Source organism: Pseudomonas sp. KB_15, assembly GCF_052114525.1.
In the GTDB taxonomy this organism is placed as follows: Bacteria; Pseudomonadota; Gammaproteobacteria; order Pseudomonadales; family Pseudomonadaceae; genus Aquipseudomonas.
On record NZ_JBFREX010000166.1, the window covers coordinates 1 to 517 of the forward strand.

The following is a 517-nucleotide window of genomic DNA, read 5'->3' on the forward strand; positions in this document are numbered from 1 at the left end:
CCGTTGCCCAGCCGCGATAGCTGCTGCGCCGTGAGGAACTTGAGCGCCGTCAGGCGGCGGCGCAGCAGGGTCAGCGGGTGGCATTTCAGGGAGAGCCCCAGGCTGGCGTAGTCGGCGGCCACGTCTTCGCCGATCTTCGGCTCGGGCAGCAGCAGCTCGGCTTCGGCCGGGGGTGCCTCGTGCAGCAGGTCGCGGTGCACCGACTGCACCGCCGCGCCGCGCGCCAGCCAACGCGCCTGGCGCCGGTGGCCGGCCAGCGACACCAGCGCGTCGGCCGCCGCCAGGACGTCGATGTCGTGCTTGTCCAGCCCCGCGCGCCGTGCCAGGTCTTCCACGCTCTCGAACGGCCGTTCGGCCCGCGCCGCCTCGATGCGCAGCGCGGCATCCTCGCGCATGCCGCGCACGCGGCCCAGCCCCAGCCGCACGTCGCGGTAGCGCTGGCCGGGGCGGCGGGCCTCCAGCGCGCTCTCCCAGCCGCTGACGGTCACGTCCACGGGCTGCGTCACCACGTCATGCC

Annotated in this window: 1 protein-coding gene; it reads right to left on the minus strand. The window is 75.2% G+C overall.

The window, feature by feature from the left end; genetic code table 11:
• Positions 1-494 (minus strand): helix-hairpin-helix domain-containing protein (locus tag AB4Z35_RS30255; protein ID WP_442101196.1); only part of this gene is annotated, 494 nt, incomplete at its 3' end.
• Between the last annotated feature and the right edge of the window lie 23 nt (positions 495-517).